The 24,357-nt window shown below is 71.4% G+C and carries 19 protein-coding genes; 2 read left to right on the plus strand and 17 right to left on the minus strand.

The genetic code is table 11. The features are described 5' to 3' along the window. The first annotated feature begins 347 nt into the window (after positions 1 to 347). Positions 348 to 1,358: a polyprenyl synthetase family protein gene (locus tag GBN72_RS12955; protein WP_151771824.1), complete on the plus strand. Its 1,011-nt coding sequence runs from the start codon at positions 348 to 350 to the stop codon at positions 1,356 to 1,358. A gap of 183 nt (positions 1,359 to 1,541) precedes the next feature. Here the strand turns inward: GBN72_RS12955 and nuoN are convergent, their stop codons facing one another. From nuoN to GBN72_RS13025, 14 genes are read right to left on the minus strand one after another with little or no spacing between them, the layout of a single operon-like run. After that, entirely contained in the window at positions 1,542 to 3,203 is a 1,662-nt protein-coding gene (gene nuoN, locus GBN72_RS12960; RefSeq protein WP_151771825.1) for an NADH-quinone oxidoreductase subunit NuoN, read from the minus strand. After that, positions 3,200 to 4,771, minus strand: a complete 1,572-nt coding sequence (locus GBN72_RS12965; protein WP_151771826.1) for an NADH-quinone oxidoreductase subunit M — start codon at positions 4,769 to 4,771, stop codon at positions 3,200 to 3,202. The genes nuoN and GBN72_RS12965 overlap by 4 nt, the downstream gene beginning before the upstream one ends. A 1-nt stretch (position 4,772) precedes the next feature. Beyond that, a complete protein-coding gene (gene nuoL / locus GBN72_RS12970) occupies positions 4,773 to 6,734 on the minus strand; it encodes an NADH-quinone oxidoreductase subunit L (RefSeq protein ID WP_151771827.1) in 1,962 nt (653 codons plus the stop codon). Between the two features lie 12 nt (positions 6,735 to 6,746). After that, complete coding sequence (nuoK, locus tag GBN72_RS12975) at positions 6,747 to 7,046, minus strand: NADH-quinone oxidoreductase subunit NuoK (protein WP_108954875.1); 300 nt, start codon at positions 7,044 to 7,046, stop codon at positions 6,747 to 6,749. Further along, a complete protein-coding gene (locus GBN72_RS12980) occupies positions 7,043 to 7,903 on the minus strand; it encodes an NADH-quinone oxidoreductase subunit J (RefSeq protein WP_151771828.1) in 861 nt (286 codons plus the stop codon). The genes nuoK and GBN72_RS12980 overlap by 4 nt, the downstream gene beginning before the upstream one ends. After that, positions 7,900 to 8,553 (minus strand): NADH-quinone oxidoreductase subunit NuoI, encoded by a 654-nt coding sequence (gene nuoI / locus GBN72_RS12985; protein WP_218042046.1) that lies wholly within the window; start codon positions 8,551 to 8,553, stop codon positions 7,900 to 7,902. The genes GBN72_RS12980 and nuoI overlap by 4 nt, the downstream gene beginning before the upstream one ends. Beyond that, complete coding sequence (gene nuoH / locus GBN72_RS12990; protein ID WP_151772028.1) at positions 8,546 to 9,892, minus strand: NADH-quinone oxidoreductase subunit NuoH; 1,347 nt, start codon at positions 9,890 to 9,892, stop codon at positions 8,546 to 8,548. The genes nuoI and nuoH overlap by 8 nt, the downstream gene beginning before the upstream one ends. 38 nt (positions 9,893 to 9,930) lie before the next feature. Continuing rightward, positions 9,931 to 12,450: an NADH-quinone oxidoreductase subunit G gene (locus tag GBN72_RS12995; protein ID WP_151771829.1), complete on the minus strand. Its 2,520-nt coding sequence runs from the start codon at positions 12,448 to 12,450 to the stop codon at positions 9,931 to 9,933. After that, a complete protein-coding gene (nuoF, locus tag GBN72_RS13000) occupies positions 12,447 to 13,799 on the minus strand; it encodes an NADH-quinone oxidoreductase subunit NuoF (protein WP_151771830.1) in 1,353 nt (450 codons plus the stop codon). The genes GBN72_RS12995 and nuoF overlap by 4 nt, the downstream gene beginning before the upstream one ends. Beyond that, positions 13,799 to 14,677, minus strand: coding sequence for an NADH-quinone oxidoreductase subunit NuoE (gene nuoE / locus GBN72_RS13005; RefSeq protein ID WP_151772029.1), 879 nt, complete (start codon positions 14,675 to 14,677; stop codon positions 13,799 to 13,801). Before nuoE ends, nuoF begins: the two co-directional genes overlap by 1 nt. Positions 14,678 to 14,724: 47 nt before the next feature. Next, the gene (locus tag GBN72_RS13010; protein ID WP_151771831.1) at positions 14,725 to 16,047 is read right to left on the minus strand and encodes an NADH-quinone oxidoreductase subunit D; all 1,323 of its coding nucleotides are present in this window, start codon (positions 16,045 to 16,047) and stop codon (positions 14,725 to 14,727) included. Then, positions 16,044 to 16,796, minus strand: coding sequence for an NADH-quinone oxidoreductase subunit C (locus GBN72_RS13015; RefSeq protein WP_151771832.1), 753 nt, complete (start codon positions 16,794 to 16,796; stop codon positions 16,044 to 16,046). The genes GBN72_RS13010 and GBN72_RS13015 overlap by 4 nt, the downstream gene beginning before the upstream one ends. Continuing rightward, positions 16,793 to 17,347, minus strand: a complete 555-nt coding sequence (locus GBN72_RS13020) for a NuoB/complex I 20 kDa subunit family protein (RefSeq protein ID WP_151771833.1) — start codon at positions 17,345 to 17,347, stop codon at positions 16,793 to 16,795. Before GBN72_RS13020 ends, GBN72_RS13015 begins: the two co-directional genes overlap by 4 nt. A gap of 35 nt (positions 17,348 to 17,382) precedes the next feature. Next, the gene (locus GBN72_RS13025; RefSeq protein ID WP_151771834.1) at positions 17,383 to 17,742 is read right to left on the minus strand and encodes an NADH-quinone oxidoreductase subunit A; all 360 of its coding nucleotides are present in this window, start codon (positions 17,740 to 17,742) and stop codon (positions 17,383 to 17,385) included. 748 nt (positions 17,743 to 18,490) lie between these two features. On the opposite strand from GBN72_RS13025, the gene GBN72_RS13030 reads away from it, so the two are divergent. Beyond that, positions 18,491 to 19,294, plus strand: a complete 804-nt coding sequence (locus tag GBN72_RS13030; RefSeq protein ID WP_151771835.1) for a C40 family peptidase — start codon at positions 18,491 to 18,493, stop codon at positions 19,292 to 19,294. Positions 19,295 to 19,393: 99 nt separating this feature from the next. On the opposite strand, the gene GBN72_RS13035 is transcribed toward GBN72_RS13030, so the two are convergent. The 3 genes from GBN72_RS13035 to GBN72_RS13045 form a co-directional block, all read right to left on the minus strand. Continuing rightward, positions 19,394 to 21,025, minus strand: a complete 1,632-nt coding sequence (locus GBN72_RS13035) for a hypothetical protein (RefSeq protein ID WP_151771836.1) — start codon at positions 21,023 to 21,025, stop codon at positions 19,394 to 19,396. A gap of 340 nt (positions 21,026 to 21,365) precedes the next feature. Beyond that, positions 21,366 to 22,766: an alpha amylase C-terminal domain-containing protein gene (locus GBN72_RS13040; protein WP_151771837.1), complete on the minus strand. Its 1,401-nt coding sequence runs from the start codon at positions 22,764 to 22,766 to the stop codon at positions 21,366 to 21,368. Positions 22,767 to 22,926: 160 nt separating this feature from the next. Continuing rightward, positions 22,927 to 24,279 carry a geranylgeranyl reductase family protein gene (locus tag GBN72_RS13045; protein ID WP_439959755.1) on the minus strand — a complete coding sequence of 451 codons (1,353 nt, stop codon included), beginning with the start codon at positions 24,277 to 24,279 and terminating at the stop codon, positions 22,927 to 22,929. Positions 24,280 to 24,357: the final 78 nt, after the last annotated feature.

Genomic DNA, 24,357 nt, shown 5'->3' on the forward strand with positions numbered 1-24,357 from the left:
TGGATCACGCCGGTTGATCGGGATTACGGGTGATTTGCACCCCGCCTCCACGCCGCCACCGGACCTCAACTGCGCCCGATAGAGGGCGAGTTCGCATGATTCGCCGGCGCACGGCCGCACCCCGCCCCTGTGGCTCACCTCACGGATCGGTCGATGCCCACCCAAAGGGATCGAATGTGCACTGACTCACTCAACCCGTCGAAACCGGACAGGGCATCTCCGGCCATCTGGCGGGTGGGGGCTGTCGGTGATCGAAACCTGACCGGATACGCTGAGTGGGGTGATGGCAATGACCTATCGACAAACCGTGTAACCGTCAGCACACACCAGCAGACAGGAGACCCCTCGTGACCGTGGTCGGGCCGTTCGGGCTGAGGGTTCGGGACCAGGCGCTGGAGGCCGCCGTCCAGGCCGGCATGGCGGCCGTCGAGGAAGGTCTGCTCGAAGCCACCAAGAGCGAGGTCCCGTTCATCACGGAGGCCGCGCAGCACCTCGTGAAGGCCGGCGGCAAGCGGTTCCGCCCGCTGCTCGTCACGCTCGCCGCACAGTTCGGTGACCCTGAGGCGCCGGGGATCGTCCCGTCGGCCGTGGTCGTCGAGCTCACCCACCTCGCCACGCTGTACCACGACGACGTGATGGACGAGGCCGAGGTGCGCCGCGGCGTGCCCAGCGCCAACAGCCGCTGGGGCAACTCGGTGGCCGTCCTCACCGGCGACTTCCTCTTCGCCCGTGCCTCGCACATCCTGGCCGACCTCGGCCCGGAGGCGGTGCGGGTGCAGGCCGAGGCGTTCGAGCGGCTGGTCACGGGCCAGATCCTGGAGACCGCCGGCCCCTCCGACGGGCGCTCCCCCATCGACCACTACCTCGACGTGCTGGCCGGCAAGACCGGCTCGCTGGTGGCCGTCGCCTGCCGGTTCGGCGCGATGATGTCGGGCGCCGACGACCAGGTCGTGGACGTGCTCACGCAGTACGGCGAGCGGCTCGGCGTGGCCTTCCAGCTCGCCGACGACGTCCTGGACATCGCCTCCGACTCCTCCGACTCCGGCAAGACCCCCGGCACCGACCTGCGCGAGGGCATCGCCACGCTGCCCGTGCTGCGCCTGCGCGAGCGGGTGGAGCGGCTTGGGCTGGCGGAGGACGCCGAGCTCTGCGAGCTGCTCGACTCCGACCTGACGGACGAGGCCCGCCTCGCCGAGGCGGTGGCCCGCCTGCGGGCCCACCCCGCCCTGGAGGACGCCCGGGCGGACACCGTCCGCTACGCCCAGGAGGCCCGGGCGGCACTCACCCCGCTGCCGGAGTGCGAGGCCAAGAACGCCCTCGTGCACCTGTGCGACGCCGTAGTGCACCGCGCGGGCTGAGCGCCCCGTCGGCGGTCCCCGCCACGCACCGGCCCCGCACGTCGGTCCCCGCGGCCATCGCTGCACGCCGCGGCCGCCGTCATCGAACTCCGCCGCACGACGCGCGTACGCCGAAGGCCCGGCCCCCGTCCATCGGGGCCGGGCCTTCGGCGTGCGTGCGGGGACCCGCTGGTGCGGGCCCCGTCAGCGGACGAACACGCCCGCCGAATTCGCCAGGTCCAGGAAGTACTGCGGCGCCACGCCCAGCACCACCGTCACCGCGGCACCCACCGCGATCGCGGTGGTCGTCAGCGGCGACGGCACCGCCACCGTGGGCCCCTCCGGCTTGGGCTCGCTGAAGAACATCAGGACGATCACCCGGATGTAGAAGAACGCCGCGACCGCCGAGGACAGCACGCCGACCACCACCAGCGGCGCCGCGCCGCCCTCCGCCGCCGCCTTGAAGACGGCGAACTTGCCCGCGAACCCCGAGGTCAGCGGGATGCCCGCGAAGGCCAGCAGGAAGACCGCGAACACCGCCGCCACCAGCGGCGAACGCCGCCCGAGACCTGCCCACTTGGACAGGTGGGTGGCCTCGCCGCCCGCGTCGCGCACCAGCGTCACCACGGCGAACGCGCCCACCGTGACGAAGGAGTAGGCGGCCAGGTAGAAGAGGACCGAGGAGATCCCCTCCGGCCGCGTCGCGATCACACCGGCCAGGATGAACCCGGCGTGCGCGATCGACGAGTAGGCCAGCAGCCGCTTGATGTCGGTCTGGGTGATGGCGACGATCGCGCCGATCACCATGGTGACCGCGGCCACCGCCCACATCACCGGCCGCCAGTCCCAGCGCAGCCCCGGCAGCACCACGTAGAGCAGCCGCAGCAGCGCGCCGAAGGCCGCCACCTTGGTGGCCGACGCCATGAACCCGGTGACCGGGGTGGGCGCGCCCTGGTAGACGTCCGGCGTCCACATGTGGAACGGCACCGCGCCCACCTTGAAGAGCAGGCCCATCGTCACCAGCGCCGCCCCGATGAGCAGCAGCACGTCGTTGCCCATCGTCCCGGCGAGCGCCGGGCTGACCTCCTGCACGGTGCCCTCGACGACCTGCGCGATCCGGCCGTAGTTGACCGAGCCGGCGTAGCCGTAGAGCAGCGCGATGCCGAACAGGGTGAACGCCGAGGCGAAGGCGCCCAGCAGGAAGTACTTGACCGCGGCCTCCTGCGACAGCAGCCGCTTGCGGCGGGCCAGCGCGCACAGCAGGTACAGCGGGAGGGAGAAGACCTCCAGCGCGATGAACAGGGTCAGCAGGTCGTTGGCGGCCGGGAAGACCATCATGCCGCCGACCGCGAACAGCAGCAGCGGGAAGACCTCGGTGGTGGTGAAGCCGGCCTTCACGGCCGCCTTCTCGCTGTCGCTGCCGGGTACCGAGGCCGCCTGGGCGGCGAAGGAGTCGACCGGGTTGCCGTGGGTGGCCGGGTCGAGGCGGCGCTCGGCGAAGGTGAACAGGGCCACCAGGCCGACCAGCAGGATCACGCCCTGCAGGAACAGCGCGGGCCCGTCCACCGCGACCGCGCCCTCCGCGGCGACTCCCGCCCCGGTGGTGGCGTAGCCGCTGACCGCAAGCGCCACCACGGCGGCGAAGCCGGCGGCGAGCGCCACGCCGGAGACGAAGAGCTGGGCGTGGTAGCGGCCCCGGCGGGGCACGAAGGCCTCCACCAGGATGCCCAGCACCGCGGCGCCGATCACGATCAGCACGGGCGAGAGCTGCGCGTACTCGATCGTCGGGGCCTGGATCCTGGCGATCGGCTCGGCCGCCGGTGCGGCCAGATCTGTCCACAGGCCGTGGACGGCTGATGCGCTCACTTGGCCGCCTCCACCTCGGGCTCGGGGTCGTGCTCCTGCACGTCGGACATGGTGTGCCGGACCGCCGGGTTGACGAGGTCCGTGAGGGGCTTCGGGTAGACGCCCAGGAAGATCAGCAGGGCGATCAGCGGTGCCACCACCGCCAGTTCACGCACCCGCAGGTCGGGCAGCTTGACCAGCTCCGGCTTGACCGGGCCGGTCATGGTGCGCTGGTAGAGCACCAGCGTGTAGAGCGCCGCCAGCACGATGCCGAAGGTGGCGATGATGCCGACCACCGGGTAGCGGGCGAAGGCGCCGACCAGCACCAGGAACTCGCTGACGAACGGGGCGAGGCCGGGCAGCGACAGGGTGGCCAGCCCGCCGATCAGGAAGGTGCCGGCCAGCACCGGGGCCACCTTCTGCACCCCGCCGTAGTCGGCGATCAGGCGCGAGCCGCGGCGGGAGATCAGGAAGCCGGCCACCAGCATCAGCGCCGCCGTCGAGATCCCGTGGTTGACCATGTACAGCGTGGCGCCGGACTGGCCCTGGCTGGTCATGACGAAGATGCCGAGGATGATGAAGCCGAAGTGGGAGATCGAGGCGTACGCCACCAGCCGCTTGATGTCCCGCTGCCCGACCGCCAGCAGCGCGCCGTAGACGATGCTGATCAGCGCCAGCACCAGCACCACCGGGGTGGCCCACTTGCTGGCCTCCGGGAAGAGCCCGAGGCAGAAGCGGAGCATCGCGAAGGTGCCGACCTTGTCGACCACGGCCGTGATCAGCACCGCGACCGGGGCGGTGGCCTCGCCCATGGCGTTGGGCAGCCAGGTGTGCAGCGGCCACAGCGGGGCCTTGACGGCGAAGGCGAAGAAGAAGCCGAGGAAGAGCAGCCGCTCGGTGTTCGCGCCCATCTCCAGCTCGCCGCTCGCGCGGGCCGCCACGATGTCCGGGAGCGAGAAGCTGCCCGCGGCCACGTAGAGCCCGATCACCGCGGCCAGCATGATCAGACCGCCGGCCAGGTTGTAGAGCAGGAACTTGACCGCCGCGTACGACCGCTGGGTGGCGGCCGCCTCCTCGCCGCCCTGGTGGGCGCGGTCCCCGAAGCCGCCGATCAGGAAGTACATCGGGATCAGCATGGCTTCGAAGAAGATGTAGAAGAGGAAGACGTCGGTGGCCTCGAAGGAGAGGATCACCATCGCCTCGACCATCAGGATCAGCGCGAAGAAGCCCTGGGTGGGCCGCCACCGCTTGCTGCGTGTCTCCAGGGGGTCGGCGTCGTGCCAGCCGGCCAGCACGATGAACGGGATCAGCAGGGCGGTCAGCAGCATCAGCGCCACGCCGATGCCGTCCACGCCGAGCTCCCAGCGGACCCCGAAGGCCGGGATCCACTCGTAGGTCTCGGTGAGCTGGTACCGCGCGCCGCCCGGCTCGAAGCGGACGGCGACCACGACGGCCAGCACCAGCGTGGCCAGCGAGACCAGCAGCGCCAGCCACTTGGCGGCCGTGCGCCGCGCCGCGGGGACGGCGGCGGTGGCGACCGCCCCGAGGGCGGGCAGCACCGCCGTCGCCGTCAGCAGGGGAAAGCTCATGTCAGACCGCCCTCATCAGCAGGGTCGCGGCGACCAGGACCGCCGTACCGCCGAACATCGAGACCGCGTAGGAGCGCGCGAAGCCGTTCTGCAGCCGGCGCATCCGGGAGGAGAGCCCGCCCACCCCCGCCGCGGTGCCGTTGACCACTCCGTCGACCAAGGTGTGGTCGACGTACACCAGGGAGCGGGTCAGGTGCTCGCCGCCGCGGACCAGGACCACGTGGTTGAAGTCGTCCTGGTACAGGTCGCGGCGGGCCGCCCGGGTGAGCAGCGAGCCGCGCGGGGCGACCACCGGCACCGGACGGCGGCCGTAGTGGAGCCAGGCCAGCCCGACGCCGATCGCCATCACGGTGACGGTGGCGGCGGTGACGGTCAGCGCGCTGACCGGCGGGTGGCCGTGCTCGAAGGAGGTCACCGGCTCAAGCCAGTGCACGAACCGCTCGCCGATGCCGAAGAACGCTCCGGCGAAGACCGAGCCGAAGGCCAGCACGATCATCGGGACGGTCATCACCTTCGGCGACTCGTGCGGGTGCGGCACCCCGCCGTGGCCCGCGGCCGGCTCCACGTCGGGAGCGTCCGGGGAGGCCGCCGGAAGGTTGCGCCAGCGCTCCTCGCCGAAGAAGGTCATCAGCATCACCCGCGTCATGTAGTACGCGGTGATTCCGGCGCCCACCAGGGTCACCGTGCCGAGGATCCAGCCCTGTACGCCGCCCTTGGCGAAGGCCGCCTCGATGATCAGGTCCTTGGAGAAGAACCCGGACAGGCCCGGGAAGCCGATGATCGCCAGGTAGCCGAGGCCGAAGGTCACGAAGGTGACCGGCATGTACTTCCGCAGGCCGCCGTACTTGCGCATGTCGACCTCGTCGTTCATGCCGTGCATCACGGAGCCCGCGCCGAGGAACAGTCCGGCCTTGAAGAAGCCGTGCGTCACCAGGTGCATGATGGCCACCGCGTAGCCGATCGGGCCGAGGCCCGCGGCCAGCACCATGTAGCCGATCTGCGACATCGTCGAGCCGGCCAGCGCCTTCTTGATGTCGTCCTTGGCGCAACCGACGATCGCACCGAAGATCAGCGTGACCGCGCCCACGACGGTGACCACCAGCTGCGCGTCGGGCGCCGCGTCGAAGATCGCGCCGGAGCGGACGATCAGGTAGACGCCCGCGGTGACCATGGTCGCCGCGTGGATCAGGGCCGAGACCGGGGTCGGGCCCTCCATCGCGTCACCCAGCCAGGACTGGAGCGGCACCTGGGCGGACTTGCCGCAGGCGGCCAGCAGCAGCATCAGGGCGATCGCGGTGAGCGTGCCTTCGCCCACCGGCGCGGCAGCGCCTGATGTCGCAGCCCCCACCGAGTCCAGCACCGGCGTGAAGGCGAACGTGCCGAAGGTGGTGAACATCAGCATGACCGCGATCGACAGGCCCATGTCGCCGACCCGGTTGACCAGGAAGGCCTTCTTGGCGGCCGTGGCCGCGCTGGGCTTGTGCTGCCAGAAGCCGATCAGCAGGTAGGAGGCGAGACCCACGCCCTCCCAGCCGAGGTACAGCAGCAGGTAGTTGTCGGCGAGCACCAGGATCAGCATCGCCGCGAGGAACAGGTTGAGGTAGCCGAAGAACCGGCGGCGGCGCTCGTCGTGCTCCATGTACCCGATCGAGTACACGTGGATGAGCGAGCCCACGCCGGTGATCAGCAGGACGAAGGTGATGGACAGCTGGTCCAGCCGGAACGCCACGTCCGCCTGGAAGCCCTCCACCGGGACCCAGCTGTACAGGTGCTGGACCAGGGTGCGGTCCTCGGCGCCCCGGCCCAGCAGGCCGGCGAAGAGGACGGCGCCCAGGCCGAAGGAGACGAAGGCCAGCGCGGTGCCGATCCAGTGGCCCGCCTTGTCCAGTCTCCGGCCGCCGCACAGCAGGACGGCCGCTCCCAGCAGAGGCGCCGCGATCAGCAGCGCGATCATGTTCTCCACGTCTGCGACCCCTTAGAGCTTCATCAGTCGAGCGTCGTCGACCGAGGCCGAGTGGCGGGTACGGAAGAGCGACACGATGATCGCGAGACCGACCACGACCTCCGCGGCGGCGACGACCATCGTGAAGAAGGCGATGATCTGGCCGTCGAGGTTGCCGTGCATCCGCGAGAAGGCGATCAGTGAGAGGTTGCAGGCGTTGAGCATCAGCTCGATGCACATGAACACCACGATGGCGTTCCGCCTGACCAGCACACCGGTGGCTCCGATGGTGAAGAGCAGAGCCGCGAGATAGAGGTAGTTGACCGGATTCACTGCTGGGCCTCCTCCGCCCGCGTCAGCTCCGTGGACCCGCCGGGCCGTGGCTGCCGGTCCAGGGGCTTTCGCTCCAGCCGCTCCGCGGACCGCTGCTCCAGCGCCCGCAGGTCCGCGATGGCCTCGGTGGACACGTCACGGATCTGGCCGCGCTCGCGCAGCGTGGCGCTGACGGTCAGCTCGGACGGGGTGCCGTCGGGCAGCAGGCCCGCGATGTCCACCGCGTTGTGCCGGGCGTAGACGCCGGGCGCGGGCAGCGGCGGGATGTACTCGCCCTTGCGGATGCGCTCCTCGGCCAGTTCCCTCTGGGTCTTGGCCCGCTCGGTGCGCTCCCGGTGGGTGAGCACCATGGCGCCGACCGCCGCCGTGATCAGCAGCGCGCCGGTGATCTCGAAGGCGAAGACGTACTTGCCGAACAGCAGGGCCGCCAGGCCCTGGATGTTGCCGCCGGAGTTGGCGGCGGCCAGGCCCTCGAACTCGGTGAGCGTCGCGTTGCCGATCCCGCCCACCAGCAGCGCGCCGAAGCCCAGACCGCAGAGCAGGGCGAGCCAGCGCTGGCCCCGGATGGTCTCCTTCAGCGAGTCCGCCGCCGTGACGCCGACCAGCATGACCACGAACAGGAACAGCATCATGATCGCGCCGGTGTAGACGACGATCTGCACGATGCCCAGGAAGTAGGCCCCGTTGGCCAGGTAGAACACGGCGAGAACGATCATCGTGCCGGCCAGGCAGAGGGCGCTGTGCACCGCCCTCTTCATGAAGACCGTGCCCAGGGCGCCGAGCACCGCGATCGTGCCGAGGATCCAGAACTGGACAGCCTCGCCGGTGGAGGTGGAGTACGCGGCGAGCGCGTTCATGCCCCCACCTCCTGTCCGGTCCCGGCGTCCTCGGCGCTCTCACCCTTGGACACCGCGACCTGCCGGACCGTGCCGGGGGCGGCCTCGGTGACCAGGCCCCGGTAGTAGTCCTGCTCGTCGGTGCCCGGGAAGATGGCGTGCGGCGCGTCGACCATGCCCTCCTCCAGCCCGGCCAGCAGCTGTTCCTTGGTGTAGATCAGGTTCTGCCGGGTCAGGTCGGCGAGCTCGAAGTCGTTGGTCATGGTCAGCGCCCGCGTCGGGCACGCCTCGATGCACAGACCGCAGAAGATGCAGCGCGCGTAGTTGATCTGGTAGACGCGGCCGTACCGCTCGCCGGGCGAGTAGCGCTCCTCGTCGGTGTTGTCCGCGCCCTCCACGTAGATCGCGTCGGCGGGACAGGCCCAGGCGCACAGCTCGCAGCCGACGCACTTCTCCAGGCCGTCCGGATGGCGGTTGAGCTGGTGCCGTCCGTGGAACCGCGGGGCCGTGGTCTTCTTCTGCTCCGGGTACTGCTCGGTCAGCCGCTTCTTGAACATGGCCTTGAAGGTCACGCCGAAGCCGGCCACCGGATTCATGAACCCCGGCCTGGTGTCAGCCGCGTCGTTCGTCGCCGCGGCCTTCTGCACCTCGGCCTTGTTTTCCTCAGCCATCAGACGCCTCCTTTCCATCCAGAGATCCGTCACGAGGTCCGTCACTGAGAGTGTCCGCACCGCCGCTGGTGACCAGCTCCCGCTCGGTGCGCGAGCGGCGGCGGGGCACCGGCGGCAGCTGCTGCCCCGGCAGCGGGGGCACCGGGAAGCCGCCGGCCATCGGGTCGAAGGCGGCCGGTTCCGCGGCGGCGGACCCGTCCTTCGGTCCGCGGCGGTCGCGCAGCGTGTCGACGGCCAGCGAGGCCAGCAGCACGGCGAGGATCGCCCCGCCCACGTAGAGGGCGATGTCGGTGAACCCGTAGCCCTCGTTGCGCAGCGCCCGCATGGTGGCCACGACCATCAGCCAGACCACCGAGACCGGGATGAGGACCTTCCAGCCCAGCTTCATCAGCTGGTCGTAGCGGACGCGGGGCAGCGAGCCGCGCAGCCAGATGAAGAGGAAGAGCAGCAGCTGCACCTTGAGGACGAACCAGAGCATCGGCCACCAGCCGTGGTTCGCGCCCTCCCAGAAGGTGCTGATCGGGTACGGGGCCCGCCAGCCGCCCAGGAAGAGCGTGGTGGCGACCGCCGAGACCGTCACCATGTTCACGTACTCGGCGAGCATGAACATCGCGAACTTGATGGACGAGTACTCGGTGTTGAAGCCGCCGACCAGGTCGCCCTCGGACTCCGGCATGTCGAACGGGGCCCGGTTGGTCTCGCCGACCATGGTCACGATGTAGAGGACGAAGGAGACCGGCAGCAGCACGATGAACCAGCGGTTCTCCTGCTGCGCGACGATCTCGGACGTCGACATCGACCCGGAGTAGAGGAACACCGAGGCGAAGGCGGCGCCCATGGCGATCTCGTAGGAGATCATCTGGGCGCAGGAGCGCAGGCCGCCGAGGAGCGGGTAGGTCGAGCCGGAGCTCCATCCCGCCAGCACGATGCCGTAGATGCCGACGGAGGCGACCGCCAGGATGTAGAGCATCGCGATCGGCAGGTCGGTCAGCTGCATGGTGGTGCGCTGGCCGAAGATGGAGACCTCGTTGCCCGGCGGGCCGAACGGGATCACCGCGATGGCCATGAAGGCGGGGATCGCGGCGACGATCGGCGCCAGGATGTAGACCACCTTGTCGGCCCGGCGGACGATCACGTCCTCCTTGAGCATCAGCTTCACACCGTCGGCCAGCGACTGCAGCAGTCCCCAGGGGCCGTGGCGGTTGGGGCCGACGCGCAGCTGCATCCAGGCGACGACCTTGCGCTCCCAGACGATGGCGAACAGCACCGTCACCATCAGGAACGCGAAGCAGAAGACGGCCTTGACGACGACCAGCCACCAGGGGTCCTGGCCGAACATCGAGAGGTCCTCCGCGGCCAGACGCGTCAGGTTCGGGTTCACGCTTCGGCCTCCTCGGCGGTACCGGGGGCCTCGGCGGCGAGGGTCGCCGGGCCGACACGGACCAGGGCGCCGGGCAGCGCACCGGTGTCGGAGGCGACGCCGCCCCCGGTGGAGTTGAGCGGCAGCCAGACCACCCGGTCCGGCATCGCGGTGACCGTCAGCGGCAGCACGACGCTGCCGGCCGGGCCGCTCACGGCGACCAGGTCGCCGTCCTTGACGCCGGCCTCGGCGGCGGTGGCGGCGGAGAGCCGCGCGGTCGCCGCGTGGCGGGTGCCGGCGAGGGCGTCGTCGCCCTGCTGGAGGACGCCCTGGTCGAGCAGGAGCCGGTGGCCGGCGAGGACCGCCTCGCCCGCGGCGGGGCGGGGCAGGTCGGCGGGGACGGCGGCCGGGCCCTCGGGGCGCTGCCCCTCCCAGGCGCCGAGCCGGTCGATCTCCGCGCGGGTGGTGCGCAGGTCGGGCAGGCCCAGGTGGCGGTCCATGGCGTCGGCCAGCATGTGCAGCACCCTGCTGTCCGCGGGGTTGCGGCGGGTGGCCGACTGCTCGGGCTTCAGGGCCGCCTCGAACGGGCGGACCCGGCCCTCCCAGTTGACGAAGGCGCCGGCCTTCTCGGCGACCGCGGCCACCGGCAGCACCACGTCGGCGTGGTCGGTGACCTCGCTCGGCCGCAGTTCCAGCGAGACCAGGAAGCCCACCTCGGCGAGCGCCCGGCGGGCGAGGGCCGGGTCGGGCAGGTCGGCGACCTCGACGCCGGCGACCACCAGCGCCGCGAGGTCGCCCTCGGCCGCCGCGTCGAGGATGCGCGCGGTGTCACGGCCCGGCCGCTCCGGCAGGGCGGAGGTGCCCCAGGCGGCGGCCACCTCGCGGCGGGCCCGCGGGTCGTGGGCGGGGCGGCCGCCGGGCAGCAGCCCGGGCAGGGCGCCCGCCTCGATCGCGCCGCGCTCGCCGGCCCGGCGCGGGATCCACGCCAGCCGGGCCCCGGTGGCGGTGGCCACCCGGACGGCGGCGGTGAGCGCGCCGGGGACGGCGGCCAGCCGTTCGCCGACCAGGATCACCGCGCCCTCGGCACGCAGCGCCTCGGCCACCTGCGGGGCGTCGCCCTCCAGGCCGGTGCCGTCGGCGAGCGCCTCCAGCCAGGCGGTCTCGGTGCCCGGGGCGGCCGGCAGCAGGGTGCCGCCCGCCTTGGTGAGACCCCGGGTGGCGTGGCTCGCCAGCGAGAACACCTTCTGGCCGTGCTTGCGCCAGGCCTTGCGGAGCCGCAGGAAGACGCCGGGGGCCTCCTCCTCCGCCTCGAACCCGGCCAGCAGCACGGAGGGCGCCTGCTCAAGCGTCGTGTACGTCAGCCCCGTGCTGTCGATGCCGACACCGCGTCCGGCGACCCGCGAGGCGAGGAAGACGGACTCCTCGTCGCTGTGCGTCCGGGCCCGGAAGTCGATGTCGTTGGTGTCCAGGGCGATCCGGGCGAACTTGCTGTACGCGTAGGCGTCCTCGACGGTGAGCCGGCCGCCGGTGAGCACGCCGGCCCGGCCGCGCGCGGCGTTCAGCCCGCGGGCCGCGGCCTCCAGCGCCTCCGGCCAGGAGGCCGGCTCCAGCACGCCCTCGGCGTTGCGCACCAGCGGCGAGGCCAGACGGTCACGCTGCTGGGCGTAGCGGAAGGCGAAGCGGCCCTTGTCGCAGATCCATTCCTCGTTGACCTGCGGGTCGTCGGCGGCCAGCCGGCGCATCACCTTGCCGCGCCGGTGGTCGGTCCGGGTGGCGCAGCCGCCGGCGCAGTGCTCGCAGACCGAGGGGCTGGAGATCAGGTCGAACGGGCGGGCGCGGAATCGGTAGGCGGCCGAGGTGAGCGCGCCGACCGGGCAGATCTGGATGGTGTTGCCGGAGAAGTACGACTCGAACGGGTCGCCCTCGCCGGTGCCGACCTGCTGGAGCGCGCCGCGCTCGACCAGTTCGATCATCGGGTCGCCCGCGACCTGGTTGGAGAAGCGGGTGCAGCGGGCGCAGAGCACGCAGCGTTCGCGGTCCAGCAGCACCTGGGTGGAGATCGGGACCGGCTTCTCGAAGGTGCGCTTGTGGCCCTCGAAGCGGGACTCGGCGTTGCCGTGCGAGACCGCCTGGTTCTGCAGCGGGCACTCGCCGCCCTTGTCGCAGACCGGGCAGTCCAGGGGGTGGTTGATGAGCAGCAGCTCCATCACCCCCTTCTGCGCCTTCTCGGCGACCGGGGAGGTCAGCTGCGTCTTCACCACCATGCCGTCGGTGCAGGTGATGGTGCAGGAGGCCATCGGCTTGCGCTGGCCCTCCACCTCGACGATGCACTGGCGGCAGGCGCCGGCCGGGTCGAGGAGCGGGTGGTCGCAGAACCGGGGGATCTCGATGCCGAGCTCCTCGGCGGCCCGGATGACCAGGGTGCCCTTGGGCACGCTGATCTCCGCACCGTCGATGGTCAGCGTGACGAGGTCCTCCGGGGGCACGGCCCCGGCTCCTCGTCCGCCGCCGGAGGGAGCGCTGGTCGGCGCGGTCATGCGTTCACCTCCAGGTGCTTGTCCGCCCAGAGGGTGGACTTCGCCGGGTCGAAGGGGCAGCCGCGTCCCCTGATGTGCTCCTCGTACTCGTCGCGGAAGTACTTGAGGGAGGAGAAGATCGGCGAGGCTGCGCCGTCGCCGAGGGCGCAGAACGACTTGCCGTTGATGTTGTCGGCGATGTCGTTGAGCTTGTCGAGGTCGGCCATGACGCCCTTGCCCGCCTCGATGTCGCGCAGCAGCTGGACCAGCCAGTAGGTGCCCTCGCGGCAGGGGGTGCACTTGCCGCAGGACTCGTGCGCGTAGAACTCGGTCCAGCGGGTGACCGCGCGGACCACGCAGGTGGTCTCGTCGAAGCACTGGAGTGCCTTGGTGCCGAGCATGGAGCCGGCCTCGCCGACCCCCTCGTAGTCCAGCGGGACGTCGAGGTGCTCGTCGGTGAACATCGGGGTGGACGAGCCGCCGGGCGTCCAGAACTTCAGGCGGTGGCCCGCCCGCATGCCGCCGCTCATCTCGAGCAGCTGGCGCAGCGTGATGCCGAGCGGGGCCTCGAACTGGCCGGGGTTGGCCACGTGGCCGCTGAGCGAGTACAGCGTGAAGCCCGGGGACTTCTCGCTGCCCATGGAGCGGAACCACTCCTTGCCGTGCTGCAGGATCGCGGGAACCGAGGCGATCGACTCCACGTTGTTCACCACGGTGGGGCATGCGTAGAGGCCGGCGACCGCGGGGAAGGGCGGGCGCAGCCTGGGCTGGCCGCGGCGTCCCTCCAGCGAGTCGAGCAGGGCGGTCTCCTCGCCGCAGATGTACGCGCCCGCGCCCGCGTGCACGGTGATGTCGAGGTCGAGGCCGCTGCCCAGCGCGTCCTTGCCGAGGTAGCCGGCCGCGTAGGCCTCGCGCACGGCGGAGTGCAGGCGCCGCAGCACGGGGACGACCTCGCCGCGCAGGTAGATGAAGGCGTGCGAGGAGCGGATCGCGTAGCAGGCGATGATCATTCCCTCGATGAGGGAGTGCGGGTTGGCGTAGAGGAGGGGGATGTCCTTGCAGGTGCCGGGCTCCGACTCGTCGGCGTTGACGACGAGGTAGTGCGGCTTGCCGTCGCCCTGGGGGATGAACTGCCACTTCATCCCGGTGGGGAAGCCCGCGCCGCCCCGGCCGCGCAGGCCGGATTCCTTGACGTAGGCGATGACCTCGTCGGGCGTCATGGCCAGCGCCTTGCGCAGCCCCTGGTAGCCCTCGTGCCGCCGGTAGACGTCCAGGGTCCAGGAACGGTCCTCGTCCCAGAACGCCGACAGCACGGGAGCGAGCAGCTTGTCCGGGCTCGTCTCGTTGAGTTCGCCGGTCGCCACGCTCATCACTCCCCCTCCTCTTCTTCGGCAGAGCCGGCGGAACCGGCCACGGGACCTGCCGGGTGGGCCGGGTCGGACGCCGAGGTGGTGCTCGGCGCGTCGTGCGAGCTGGGGTGGGACGCGGGCGAGGGGCCGGTGCGCGGCCCGTCGCCCCAGGAGGCGCCGTGCGACGGCTCCCCGCCCTGGCCCGCGGCGTCGCGCGGGTGGACGACGCGGGCGCCGAGCGGCTGGCCCTTGGCGAGGCGGAGCCCGAGCAGCGAGGCGGGTCCGGCGCTGCCGCCCGCCTCGACGGCGCCGGGGCGCTCGTCGGGGAAGCCGGCCAGGATGCGCGCCGTCTCCTTGAAGGTGCACAGCGGGGCGCCGCGGGTCGGCGTGACCGGGCGGCCCTCGATCAGGTCGTCGACCAGCTGCCGCGCGGCGGCCGGCGTCATGTTGTCGAAGAACTCCCAGTTGACCATCACCACGGGGGCGAAGTCGCAGGCCGCGTTGCACTCGATGTGCTCCAGCGTGACCTTGCCGTCCGGCGTGGTGCCGTTGTTGCCGACGCCCAGGTGCTGCTGGAGGTCCTCGAAGATGGCGTCGCCGCCCATCACCGCGCAGAGCGTGTTGGTGCAGACGCCCACCTGGTAGTCGCCGCTCGGCCGGCGCCGGTACATCGTGTAGAAGGTGGCGACGGCGGTGACCTCGGCGGTGGTGAGGTCCAGCGTCTCGGCGCAGAACCGCATGCCGGTGCGGGTGACGTGCCCCTCCTCCGACTGCACCAGGTGCAGCATCGGCAGCAGCGCGGACCGGGAGTCCGGGTAGCGGGCGATGATCTCGCGCGCGTCGGTCTCCAGCCGGGCCCGCACGTCCTGCGGGTAGTCCGGGGCGGGCAGTTCGGGCATGCCGAGACCGACGCCCTGGGAGGGTGTGCCCTGGGCAGGTGTGCTGGTCACCGGTCGACGCCTCCCATCACGGGGTCGATGGACGCGACGGCGACGATGACGTCGGCCACCTGGCCGCCCTCACACATCGCCGCCATGGCCTGCAGGTTGGTGAAGGACGGGTCGCGGAAGTGGACCCGGAAGGGGCGGGTTCCGCCGTCGGAGACGACGTGCACGCCCAGTTCGCCCTTGGGCGACTCGACCGCCGTGTAGGCCTGGCCGGGCGGGACCCGGAAGCCCTCGGTGACCAGCTTGAAGTGGTGGATCAGGGCCTCCATGGAGGTGCCCATGATCTTGCGGATGTGGTCGAGGGAGTTGCCGAGCCCGTCCGGGCCGAGCGCCAGCTGGGCCGGCCAGGCGATCTTCTTGTCGGCGACCATCACCGGGCCCGGCTTCAGCCGGTCCAGGCACTGCTCGACGATGTGCAGCGACTGGCGCATCTCCTCCAGCCGGATCAGGAACCGGCCGTAGGAGTCACAGGTGTCGGCGGTCGGGACGTCGAAGTCGTACGTCTCGTAGTCGCAGTACGGCTGCGTCTTGCGCAGGTCGTGCGGGAGGCCGGTGGAGCGCAGGATCGGGCCGGTGGCGCCGAGCGCCATGCAGCCGGCCAGGTCGAGGTGGCCGACGTCCTCCATGCGGGCCTTGAAGATGGGGTTCCCGGTGGCGAGCTTGTCGTACTCCGTGAGGTTCTTCCGCAGCTTCTTGATCGCCTCGCGGATCTGGTCGACGGCGCCGGGCGGGAGGTCCTGGGCGAGCCCGCCGGGCCGGATGTACGCGTGGTTCATCCGCAGGCCGGTGATCAGCTCGTAGAGGTCCAGGATGATCTCGCGGTCCCGGAATCCGTAGATCATGATCGTCGTGGAGCCGAGCTCCATGCCGCCGGTGGCGATGCACACCAGGTGGGAGGAGAGCCGGTTGAGCTCCATCAGCAGGACGCGGATGACCGTCGCCCGGTCGGGTACCTGGTCCTCGATGCCGAGGAGCTTCTCCACCGCGAGGCAGTAGGCCGTCTCGTTGAAGAAGGACGTCAGGTAGTCCATGCGGGTCACGAAGGTGGTGCCCTGCGTCCACGTCCGGTACTCGAGGTTCTTCTCGATGCCGGTGTGCAGGTAGCCGATGCCGCAGCGGGCCTCGGTGACGGTCTCGCCCTCGATCTCCAGGATCAGCCGGAGCACTCCGTGGGTGGACGGGTGCTGGGGACCCATGTTGACGACGATGCGCTCGTCGTCCGCCTTGGCGGCCGCCTCGACGACCTCGTCCCAGTCGCCTCCGGTGACCGTGTAGACCTTGCCCTCGGTGGTCTCGCGGGCTGTTGCCGACTGCGTGCTCATGAGTACGACCTCCGCTGGTCCGGAGCCGGGATCTGGGCGCCCTTGTACTCGACGGGGATGCCGCCGAGGGAATAGTCCTTGCGCTGCGGATGGCCCTGCCAGTCGTCCGGCATCATGATCCGCGTCAGTGCCGGGTGGCCGTCGAAGACGATGCCGAAGAAGTCGTACGTCTCGCGCTCGTGCCAGTCGTTGGTCGGGTACACCGACACCAGCGAGGGGACCCGCGGGTCGCTGTCGGGCGCGCTGACCTCCAGGCGGATCAGCCGGTTGTGGGTGATCGACCGCAGGTGGACGACGGCGTGCAGCTCACGCCCCTTGTCGTTCGGGTAGTGCACGCCGCTGACCCCGGTGCACAGCTCGAAGCGCAGGGCCGGGTCGTCGCGCAGGGTGCGGGCCACCCGGAGCAGGTGCTCGCGCTCGATGTGGAAGGTGAGCTCGCCGCGGTCCACGACGGTGCGCTCGATCGCGTTCTCCGGCAGCAGGCCCTGCTCCTCCAGGGCGCCCTCCAGCTCGTCGGCGACCTCGTCGAACCACCCGCCGTAGGGCCGGGAGGACGGGCCGGGGAGCCGCACCGGGCGGACCAGCCCGCCGTAACCCGAGGTGTCGCCGCCGTTGTTCGCGCCGAACATGCCGCGCTGGACGCGGATCTCCTCGCCGTGGTCCCCCCGCTGTCCGGGGAGGTTGGAGGCGGAGAGGTCCTTCTCCGGGTTGGGCTCGCTGTTCAGGTCGGGTTCTTTGGCGTCGCTCATCGCAGGAGGCCCTTCATCTCGATGGTCGGCAGGGCCTTCAGCGCCGCCTCCTCCGCCTCCCGGGCCGCCTGCTCGGCGTTCACGCCGAGCTTGGAGGTGCGGACCTTCTCGTGGAGCTTGAGAATCGCGTCCATCAGCATCTCCGGCCGCGGCGGGCAGCCGGGGAGATAGATGTCGACCGGCACGATGTGGTCGACGCCCTGCACGATCGCGTAGTTGTTGAACATCCCGCCCGACGAGGCGCAGACGCCCATGGAGATCACCCACTTGGGAGCGGGCATCTGGTCGTAGACCTGGCGCAGGACGGGCGCCATCTTCTGGCTCACCCGGCCCGCCACGATCATCAGGTCGGCCTGGCGCGGTGATCCGCGGAAGACCTCCATGCCGAACCTCGCCAGGTCGTACCGGCCGGCGCCTGTCGTCATCATCTCGATGGCGCAGCACGCCAGGCCGAACGTGGCGGGGAACATGGATGACTTGCGCACCCAGCCCGCGGCCTGCTCGACGGTGGTCAGCAGGAATCCGCTCGGCAGCTTTTCCTCGAGTCCCATGTCTCTCTCAGCCCCTCAGGCCCCTTGGGGGCCTCTCAGTCCCAGTCCAGGCCGCCGCGCCGCCACACGTAGGCGTACGCGACGAAGACGGTGAGCACGAAGAGCAGCATCTCGACGAGCCCGAAGATCCCCAGGGCGTCGAAGGTGACCGCCCACGGGTAGAGGAAGACGATCTCGATGTCGAAGATGATGAAGAGCATCGCCGTCAGGTAGTACTTGATGGGGAATCGCCCACCGCCGGCCGGTTGAGGGGTCGGCTCGATACCGCACTCGTACGCCTCGAGCTTCGCTCGGTTGTAGCGCTTTGGACCGACCAGCGTGGCCATGACCACGGAGAAGATCGCAAAGCCTGCCCCGAGGGCTCCCAGTACGAGGATGGGCGCATACGCGTTCACCGCTCCTCGCTCCTCTCAGTCGGCACTGACTGCTGGCGATTGCACACCGGATCCGCCTCCTGCCTCTCGGTGCTCGCTCGGTGCTCGCTCGGCGCTCGTGAAGATCGAGAACATGTGAAGCAGGTCACAAGCCCGGTAGCTCCGCATCTTATGCCTGGTGGTCTGTGATCTGCGACACGCGATACGAGACGGTCTTTGTGATCTCTGCCACCCGGACGGCGATCAACGGGTGGGAACGGCTTGGATCTTGACGCTGCACGTACACAACTGATCACACAAAGCGACAAGTTGCCACGTACGCCCAGGCCAGAGGGCGCGTCTCTATATCAAGAGTCTTCCCGTGCAAGCAAATTCGCGGCAGTGGTTGATCATTGATATAAGCGCCCGCTTCCTCCGTCGGCGACGAAAAACGTCGCACGCCGGTGTCCGGAAACCGCCCCGCGGCGTGTGCACGCGTTCACGAGCGACACAGGAAGATCACAACAGTGACCTCGCCGTGACCTCCGCCACATCGGACCACCGCCGGAACCCCTTCGAGTTGGCGAACTCGTGCACGGATGGTAAGCGTGGGCAAATCGGGCGTACCGCTGGAAGTCCATGCTCACAGCCCCGTGACCGCGTGCCCGTTTTAACCCTTTGGCACGCTATGCCCGTTCCGGGAGGGAGACTTCGGGGACGACGGGCGCCAAATGTGGCGGACGGCACGATTGTTGAAGGGAGGGACGATCCCCTGGTAGGTCTGGTTGCCATGTCCCAGACCGCTCACATACGCAGCCACCGGAAGCCCCGCCGCAGCGCATCGAAGATCGCGATGCGGGCCGGAGTCGCCGGTGGCGTTCTCAGCACCCTGGCCGTGGCCGGCGCCTCGGGTACGGCGACTGCGGCCGAGCCCGTGACGCAGACGCTGGAACTGCCCACGCTCACGGCCGACCTGACGGCCGAGGCCGCCCTCTCCGCGGAGGCCACCGCGTCGGCCGCCGCCACCTATGAGCTCCAGGCGGAACGCGACGCCGCCGCCGAGCGCGCCGCCGACCTGGCCGAGCGCAACCTCAAGAAGGCCAAGGCCGAGGCCGAGGCCAAGGAGGAGGCCGAGGAGAAGGCCGCCCGCGAGGCCGCCGAGCGCGCCTCCCGCGACTCCGCCCGGGAGACCCTCTCCACCGCCTCCGCGAGCTCCTCCTCCGCCTCCACGGCCGTCAGCGGTTCCGCCGCCGCCGTGGTCGCCTTCGCCAAGGCCCAGGTCGGCGACGCCTACGTCTCCGGCGCCACCGGCCCCAACGCCTGGGACTGCTCCGGCCTGGTGCAGGCCGCCTACAAGCAGGCGGGCGTCAGCCTGCCGCGCGTCTCCCAGAACCAGTCCGTGGCCGGCACCCAGGTCTCGCTGAGCAACCTCCTGCCGGGCGACATCCTGTACTGGGGTGGCGCGGGCAGCGCGTACCACGTGGCCATCTACGTGGGCGGCGGGCAGTTCGTCGGCGCGCAGAACTCCGGCACCGGCGTCGTGCAGGCGTCCCTGGACTACGACCCGCCGTCCGGCGCGGTCCGCGTCCTCTGACGTCACCCACCAGCGACACACACGGCGAAGGGCCGCAGCCTCGGGGCTGCGGCCCTTCGTTTCGTCCGGGAGCGGTGTGCCCTCCCGGGGAGCGGCGGATCAGACCGCGGTCGTCCCGGCCGCCCGGCGGCGGATCAGGTACAGACCGGCGCCCAGCGCGGTCAGCAGCAGCGCGCCGCCGCCGATGAGCAGGGCGTTGCCCGCACCGGTGGAGGCCAGGCCTCCGCCGGTGTCACCGTCCTGCTCGCCGTCCTTGGCCCCGCCGTCGCCGTCCTGGCCGTCGTCCTCGCCGTCACCGGGGCCGGGCGTCGGCTCGTCGTCCTCGCCCGGGGTGGTGTCCTGGTCGCCGTTGACCACGATCCAGGCGGTGTCGTTCGACGGGTCGGAGTCCGGACGGCCGCCGTCGGGGAGGGCCGCCTTGCCCTTGGCGCCCGCCACCACCTTGTCGACGCGCAGTTCGAACGGCAGGTCGTAGGCGGCGTCGGGGAGCATCGGGGTGGCGACCGAGCAGAGGTACTCGCGCCTGTCCTCGACGTTGGCCTGCCGGCAGTTCGCCGGGGCCTTCGTCACCGTGGTGCCCTCCGGCGTCCCGACCGTGAACCTGATGGGCTCGCCGCCCGAACGGAGCGAGCTGATCCAGGCCGGGCCGTTGTTGCGGAAGCCCAGCTCGGCCGTGACGGTGTCGCCCTTGCCGCCCTTCACCGAGGCGCCGGTCAGCTCCAGGTCGATGGGGGTGTTGGTCGGGAAGTCGAGCTCGGTGTAGGTGGCGTAGTCACCGGCGTCCGCGCCCGGGACCTCGCGCAGGGTCAGCTCCGGGCCGTCGCCCGGCTTCCCGGTGCCGGAGGCCGTCCCGGTGGAGAAGCGGTAGTGGACGATGTCGAACGCGGCGTAGTCGTGGGTGGCGATCTCCATGGGCGCCGACAGCTCGTACGCCGCGCCGGCCTCGAAGGTGCCGGGGAAGACGCAGACCACGTCGGTGCCCTGGTGGAGCAGGGAGCCGGTGGTGGTCTCCGTGTACGTGCAGTTCCGGTACCGCTGCTCGAAGAGCAGGCCGTAGCTGCCGTGGACCTTGAGCACGGCGCCCTTGCCGTCCTGGCCGCCGGCGTTCCTGAAGCCGAGCGGAGCCTTCAGGGTGTCGCCCGCCGCGAACCCCTTGGGCTCGGTGAGCGTGCGGCCCTTGTAGGTGGCGCCGCCGACCAGGACGTCGATGCTCTGCGGGGTGAAGGTCAGGTTCTCGCCCTCGCCCGTGATGCGGACGGTTCCGGTGTCACCGGAGGCGCTGCGGGAGTTGGCGTTGAACTGGATGCTGCCGAGCTCGTTGTAGTACTCGCCCGCGTAGACCTCCCAGCCGCTGCAGACCGCGACCATGTCCTCCACGTCGCAGTTGTGCAGCCCCGACAGGTCGACCGAGGCGACGCCCTCCAGGTCGCTGGCGTCGACGGTGACCTTGAAGTCCGCGTAGCGGACCGGGTAGATCACGCCCTCCTCGTCCGGCTCCGGCTCCTCGCCGGGGCCCTTGAAGCCGATGGTGGCCTCCGGGCCCTGCATGCCCTCCGCGTGGTCGGCGAGGTCGACGTCCACGTGGGTCTTGCTCGCGGTGATCGGGAGGGTGAGCGGAGCCTCGTCCTCGGCCTGCGCGGTGCCCGCGAGGCCGCCGGTCAGCAGGACGGCGGTGGCCAGCAGACCGGCAGCTCCGCGGGGCCCCAGTGGCCGTCGGGCCGATGCGTTCATGAGGTGACAACCTTTTCGCCGAAGGGGTGCACCGGGTGATGCACCCCGTTCGACCGAACACAAGGGCCTCTGGTTGCCCGGGAGTTCATCACGAACCCGTCACACCCGCGCAGTCGGCTCGGCCGGGCGGCCGAGGAGGCGGTCCACGGGGGATTCCCTCGCACGGGCGATGCCCTCGGCGGGTCCACCCGGACCGGTGCGGACGGGTGGACCCGCCGGGGCGGACCGGGTCGGGGCGCGTCGGACGAGGCCCGCGTCAGGGCGGGGTCCGCGTCAGGCCGGGACCCCGGTCAGGGCGGACCCCGGTCAGGCCGGGGTCCCGGTCAGGGCGGGACCCCGGTCAGGGGCGCCCGACCGGGTTCACGACGATCGCGGCGGTGTCGTCGGCGTGGTCCGAGTCCTGCGACAGGTCGCCCGCGAGGGTGACGGATCCCTTCGCTCCGTGCACCTTCCTCTCGACGCGCAGTTCGAAGACGTACGTCCACCGGGCATCCTCCGCGACCGCGTCCAGCCGGCACCGGTGGCGTCCGTCCCCTTCGGGGGCGCAGCCCGCGGGCGCGCCGACCACCGTGGTGCCCGGCGGGGCGTCGAGAACCAGGGACAGCGGCTCGCCCCCGCCGGCGCCGGAGTACCAGGCGGGGCCCGCGTTGCGGAAGCCGGCCTCTACGGTCACCGTGCGGCCGGTGCCGGCGCGTGCCGTGTCGCCGGTCAGCTCGAGGTCGTAGGCACCGGTGCTCGGCAGCGTCAGCGTGACGTCGTCGGCGTGTCCCTCGGCCGGCCCGGCCGCCCGCCGCACGGCCAGCGGGGCGCCGTCGCCCCGCACGAAGGCACGGCCCGCCGTCAGTTCGGCGGCCCGCGCGGCCCCGCCCTCCTGGAACGTGTACGTGAAGGCCTCGCGGAGCGCGAAGGGGCGGGCGGTGACGCCGAAGGGCTCCGTGAGCTCGTAGGCCGCGCCCGCCTCGAAGGTGCCCGGCACGACGCAGACGGCCTCGGCGCCCTGTGCCGTCAGGGGGCCCTCGGTGGTCTCGGCGTACCAGCAGTTGTCGTGGGCCCGCGCGAAGGCGAGCCCACGGGTGCCGGTGACGCGCAGGACGGCGCCCTGGCCGGTGAGGCCGTTGCCGATGCGGAAGCCCAGCGGGGCGGGAAGGACGTCACCGGCGCGGAACCCGGCCGGTTCGGTGAGGACCCGCTCCTGGTACTCGGGGGCGGCCACCCGGACGGTCAGGGGGAACGAGGTGAAGGCCAGCCCTTCGCCCTGCCCGGTCAGGGTGAACGTGCCGGTCGCGCCGGGCACGGCCTCGGGGTCGACACGCAGCGTGAGGACGTCGACCGGCGCGTCCGGCCAGTACATCCGGTCGTACGCGCAGGTGGTGACCGGGCCGTCCCCGCAGGACAGGTCGACCGAGGCGATGCCGTCGAGGCCGCTCGCGTCGAAGGTGAGGGTGTAGGGCCCGTCGTGCACCGGGGGGACCACTCCGGTCTCCGGGTCCGGCTCGGGTTCGGAGACCGGCACCTCCAGGTACGGGAAGACCTCCACCCACTGGCCCGGCAGCACGTCCAGCTGCTGGGGGGAGAAGCCGACGGAGACGGGCCAGGGATCCGTGGTTCCGGCCCGGGCGGTTCCCGTGGTGCCGCCGAGCAGAAGTGCCGTCACCGCCAGCAGCCCCAGCGCCCCCCGGCGGCGGGCGCCCCGGCCCACCCGCTCACGTCTTCCGCGTCGCCGTCGCACGTCCCACGTCATGGCGTTGCCCTCCCGTCACCACGCGGGCGCCGGCCGGCGCCCGGCTCGTACGACGGCCTGCCGGCGCCACCGGTTGCCCCGACATGCCGGAAAGAAGCGGAAGAGTGCTTCCGGTCGTCATGACCGGGGCGACCCTCGTCAGGACCGAGGGCGCTCCTCGTCAGGACCGGGGGGCGATCTTCTTCAGGGCGGTCAGGACGCGGTCCACGGCGTCTCCGCCGGTGGGATCGGTCAGGTTGTTCACCAGGCGGAAGGCGATCTTCATCAGCTGCGGGTGGGACAGCCCCCGCTCGGTGGCCAGTCCCATCAGCGCCGGCCGGCCGATCAGCTTCACGAAGGCACGGCCGAGCGTGTAGTAGCCGCCGTGGGTGTCCTTCAGGACGCGCGGGTAGAGCCGCAGCGCCGCCTCACGGCCCTGCGCGGTGCGCCGGGCCCGGGCCTGCGCCACCACCTCGGCGGCGGTACGCCCGGATTCCATCGCATAGGCGATGCCCTCGCCGTTGAACGGGTTGACGGCGCCCGCCGCGTCGCCGACCAGCAGCAGCCCGTCGGCGTAGTGGGGCTGCCGGTTGAAGCCCATCGGCAGCGCGGCGCCGCGGACCGGGCCGGTCATGTGTTCAGGGGTGAAGCCCCACTCCTCCGGCAGGGAGGCGCACCAGTCCCGCAGCACCCGTCGCCAGTCCGGGTCCGGGTACGGCAGCGAGGCGTCCAGGACGCCCAGGCCCACGTTGCAGGTGCCGTCCCCCAGGCCGAAGACCCAGGCGTAGCCGGGCAGCAGGCGGCCGCCGGGGCCCGGCCGGTCCCGCACCTCCAGCCAGGACTCCAGGTAGTCGTCGTCGTGGCGCGGGCTGGTGAAGTAGGTCCGCACGGCCACTCCCATCGGCCGGTCCGCGCGGCGCCGCAGTCCCGTCGCGAGGGAGAGGCGGCTGGAGTTGCCGTCGGCCGCCACCACCAGCGGGGCGCGGAACGTCACCGGACGCTTCTCCTCGCCGAGCCTGGCGTGTACGCCGGCGATGCGGCCGGTGCGGTCGTCGAGGACCGGTCCGGTGACGTTGCAGCGCTGGAGGAGACGGGCTCCGGCCTTCTCCGCCTGCCGGGCCAGCCGTTCGTCGAAGTCGTCGCGGCGGCGGACGAGTCCGTGGTCCGGGAAGGTGGCCAGCTGCGGCCAGTCCAGCTCCAGCCGCATCCCGCCGGCGATCACGCGCAGCCCCTTGTTGGGCAGCCAGCCGGCCTCCGGGGAGGTGTCGACGCCCATCGCCACCAGTTCCTTGACGGCCCGGGGGGTGAGGCCGTCGCCGCAGACCTTCTCGCGGGGGAAGGCGGTCTTCTCCAGCAGCAGGACGTCGAGTCCGGCGCGGGCCAGATGATGGGCGGCGGCCGAGCCGGACGGCCCGGCGCCGACCACGATCACGTCGGCGTCCGCCGCGCTGCCGGGGTCCACGGCGCTGTCGGGGCTCGCCGCACTGTCGGTGTCCGCGGTGCTGTCGGGGCGGTCGGGGAGCGGCTCGGTCACAGCGGATTCTCCCCGGGAACGAGGGTGCCGACGGGGCATGACATGGGCAGTCTATGCAGCGACCACCGATCTCCGGCC

It is taken from the genome of Streptomyces abyssomicinicus (assembly GCF_008974245.1).
Lineage (GTDB): Bacteria > Actinomycetota > Actinomycetes > Streptomycetales > Streptomycetaceae > Streptomyces > Streptomyces abyssomicinicus.